Here is a 3,813-nt window from a genome sequence, read left to right as displayed (position 1 = left end):
GCCTCCGGTTTCAGCTCCGGAGACCGATGAATCACACATCAGCGCCGTGCCGGAATCCCCGATCGCGATTCCGGTCGATGTGAAATGGCTCTAAGGGTCAGCAGGCCGAGGCGGCTGCTCTACTGAATTCGATTTATCGGGATGCCTTTCGAGGCGCCATCCCGATTACGGTACCGCCCACGTTCGAGGTGCCGCCACCTGGTTGGTCCTGGCACAAGCTGACGGACGTTGCGCGCCTTGAAAGCGGCCACACACCCAGCCGTTCGCGGCCAGACTGGTGGGGTGGTGACGTCTCCTGGATCTCCCTCACTGAGATTCGCGCTCTGGACGGGCAGTGGGTCGAGAGCACGCAGCTCCGCACTAACGCCGCTGGGATTGCCAACTCCGCTGCGCGCATCCTGCCACGGGGCACGGTGTGCTACTCGCGCACGGCCTCGGTGGGTTTCGTCGCCATCATGGCGCGGCCAATGGCCACCAGTCAGGACTTCGCTAACTGGGTCTGCGGCGAGGAGCTTGATCCCGAGTTCCTTATGCATGCGCTGATCCGATCGCGCCAAGCACTTCGCGAGCTGGCGACCGGAGCGACACACAAGACCATTTACATGCCGACGCTGGAATCCTTTCACGTCTGTGCGCCTGAACCAGAGATCCAGCGTCAGATAGTCCGCGCGCTCAAGCCTAGACTGGCCGAAGCTGCGAGCCTCCGCGCCGCCCTGAACGCACAACACGCGGAGCTGGCCGCGCTGCCTCAACGCCTCCTCGCCCAAGCCTTCGAGAACTGAGCATGGCCCGTCCGAAGAAAGCCGATAAGAAGCCGAAGGCGATCGCCTCCAGCCAGTCGCTGTCCGCATTCGTGAAGAGCATTTGCGACGTGATGCGCCGCTCCAACTGCGCGAGCGCGCTGCAATACGTGCCGGAGCTGACCTGGATCCTGTTCCTTCGTATCCTCGACGCGCAGGAGACGCGCGATCAGGAGAAGGCAGAGGCGGTTGGCGCGCCGTTCACCCCCGCGCTCCGCAGCCCCTATCGCTGGCAGGATTGGGCCGCCCCACATTCAGAGAAGCCCGACCACCCCAAGACGCCAGAAGGGAAGCCGCTAGGCTGGAAGCGTCAGGAACTCTTCGCCGCCGGCGACAGCAAGCTCTTCGACTTCATCAACAAGGACCTGCTGCCGCATCTGCACAGCCTGGATGTGGACCCGCGCACCAACCTCCCGCTTCCTGGCGCCACGCCGAAGCAGCGCATCATCGGCCGCATCATGACGGCCGTGGAGCGCGTCCGCGTCGATTCGGAAGCTAATCTGCGCGACATCCTCGACAAGGTGCACGAGATCAGCATCGATCACATTGATGACCGGCACTTCTTCACCCTGTCTCAGGTGTACGAAGACCTGCTCCTGAAGATGGGCGAGAAGAATTCTGACGGCGGCCAGTTCTTCACCCCGCGCGAGGTGATCCGCGCGATGGTGCATACCGTTGATCCATCCCTCGGTAAGACGGTCTACGACCCGTGCTGCGGCACCGGCGGCTTCCTGGCGATCGCCTACGAGCATATCGCGCGCAAGCTTGGCTCCGCAGCCCGCAGCACCGACATCGACAAGCTCAAGCAGGAGACATTCTTCGGCCGCGAGAAGGAGAACCTCGTCTTCCCGATTGCGCTCGCGAACCTCGTCCTGCACGGCATCGACCAGCCAAACCTCTGGCACGGCAACGCGCTTACGCGCCGGGCCACCTATCCCGCGCTGTTCGATACGGCGCCCAAGCAGTTCGACGTGATCCTGACCAACCCGCCCTTCGGCGGCAAAGAGGGAAAGGACGCGCAGAAGAACTTCCCCTTCGAGACGAGTTCCACCCAGGTGCTGTTCGTGCAGGACATCCTGGGCGAGCTCGCACCTGACGGAACCTGCGCCATCGTGTTGGATGAAGGCCTGCTCTTCCGCACTAACGAGAGCGCCTTCGTAGAGACGAAGCGCAAGCTCGTGGACGAATGCGATCTTTGGGCCATCATCAGCCTTCCGGGCGGCGTGTTCTCCACCGCGGGCGCCGGCGTGAAGACGAACCTGCTGTTCTTCACCAAGGGCCGAAAGACGGAGCGCGTTTGGTACTATGATCTTTCGCACGTGAAGGTCGGCAAGAAGACGCCACTGACGCTGGCGCATTTCGGCTTTGCGCCCGATGGCTCCGCGCTGCCGGATGCCAAGCTGCCCGCGAATCTGGTGGCCGACTGGCGGGCGGACGAGGCCAACGAAGGCCAGCCCTTCCCGAGCTATGCGGTACAGCTTGCGGCGCGGGGTACGGCCGCCGCCGAGAGCCGCTACTCATGGACCGTGGACTTTGCGGCGCGGCGCGCCAAGGCGCGCGAGGAGATGCAGCCGCTGGTCGACCAAGTAGCCGCGCTGAAGGCCGATGTCGTCGACCTGAAGGAGCAGCTGAAGGATCTACGCAGAAGCAGGGCTGACGATGGCGAGATTACCGCCGTCGGCACCAAGATCCGCGAGAAGGAGAAGGAGGCCCGCGAACTCGAGGCTCAAGCGGCAGCCATCGATGCGGCGGTGTTCGACCTGAAGGCCGTGAACCCGAACGCGGTTACCGTAACCGACGAGCGCACGCCGCAGCAGATCATCGCCAGCATCGAGGCACAGGGGCGGATCGTCGCAGACGCTCTGGCTCGGCTCAGTGCCCTGATGGAGGCAGAGCTGAAGGAGGCTGCGCAGTGAGCTGGACTGGCAGAACCGAAACACGGGAGCTGCCGATCGCAGGCTGAAGTCAGGCAGGGTGACGATGAAGATCATCGATGACGACAGGCACGAAGCGATGCGGATATCCGGCGCATGACCACCTTTGGCATCACGCTCCGCGACGGGCTCCACGCGACCCGTGACGCGGCAAATGCCGCCATGAATGTGCGGACGCAGCGCATCGCGGTTACTGGGCTCAGCAGAGCCGGAAAGACCGTGTTCCTCGTGTCAATGATCAGCAATCTGCTGGCGCTGGGCCACGGCGTCGCCGGGACACGTCGGCACACACTCCCGAAGCTGGCGGAGTTGCTTGAGGATAAGGGTGGTGAAGGGTCCCGCCTGCTGGATGTTGAGATAGAGAATTCAGGGACGCAGGACTTCCCACTCTTTGACTATGAGGGCCTGCGGGATCAGCTCGCGAGAGGCGCGGCGGCGACTTGGCCGCCGGTTACCGACCGACCCGCCATGATCACGCTTCGACTGAAGTTGCGTCGTTCGTCCAGGCTCGGTCAGTTCGCGGGGGACCGAGTGCTCCGGCTGGAGCTGCTAGACTACCCTGGCGAATGGCTCATGGATTTGCCGCTTCTGGAGCAGTCATACGAGACATGGTCGGCAGAAGCGCTGGCCGACTTGTCGCAGAAGCCACGCTCAAGCTTTGCGGCGGAATTCCTGGCGTTCCTGCGGACACTGCAAGCTGCTGCGCCCGCCTCGGAGAAGACGGCGCTCCACGGCTTCCGGCTCTACAAGGATGCGCTGCTACGCAGTCGGCAAGAAGCAGGCTTGCGATGGCTCCAGCCTGGCCGCTTCCTAATGCCGGGGCCGGACGGTGAGATCCCGCTCATGCACTTCTTCCCGTGGACCGGCGCCCCCTCGCCAGTGCGCGGCACACTTGGAGCGCAGCTTCGCGATCGGTTCGAGGCATACAAGAAGTGGGCTCGCGCGAGCTTCTTTGAGAAGCACTTCAGCCACTTCACCCGCCAGATAGTCCTAGGCCGCGTGGACAAACCTGATCCACAGTCGGATTGAGGACAGTGTGGCGAAGCCGAGGAAGCTGTCGGCGGTCTGGTCGTAGCGGG

Annotated in this window: 3 protein-coding genes; all 3 read left to right on the top strand. The window is 63.5% G+C overall.

The window, feature by feature from the left end:
- The first annotated feature begins 188 nt into the window (after positions 1 to 188).
- The 3 genes from H596_RS23665 to H596_RS22455 all read left to right on the top strand — a co-directional run bounded on the left by H596_RS23665 (position 189) and on the right by H596_RS22455 (position 3,763).
- The gene (locus H596_RS23665) at positions 189 to 782 is read left to right on the top strand and encodes a restriction endonuclease subunit S (protein WP_169579896.1); all 594 of its coding nucleotides are present in this window, start codon (positions 189 to 191) and stop codon (positions 780 to 782) included.
- A 2-nt stretch (positions 783 to 784) separates the two neighbouring features.
- The gene (locus H596_RS0118715) at positions 785 to 2,716 is read left to right on the top strand and encodes a class I SAM-dependent DNA methyltransferase (RefSeq protein WP_027286169.1); all 1,932 of its coding nucleotides are present in this window, start codon (positions 785 to 787) and stop codon (positions 2,714 to 2,716) included.
- Positions 2,717 to 2,830: 114 nt separating this feature from the next.
- On the top strand, positions 2,831 to 3,763 hold the full coding sequence (locus H596_RS22455) for a YcjX family protein (RefSeq protein ID WP_051213429.1): 933 nt from the start codon (positions 2,831 to 2,833) through the stop codon (positions 3,761 to 3,763).
- The last annotated feature ends 50 nt before the right edge of the window (positions 3,764 to 3,813 follow it).

This window comes from Rubritepida flocculans DSM 14296 (genome assembly GCF_000425365.1).
In the GTDB taxonomy this organism is placed as follows: Bacteria; Pseudomonadota; Alphaproteobacteria; order Acetobacterales; family Acetobacteraceae; genus Roseococcus; species Roseococcus flocculans.
The sequence above is the reverse complement of the archived record's forward strand: the minus strand, read 5'-3'. Positions and strand labels throughout refer to the sequence as shown.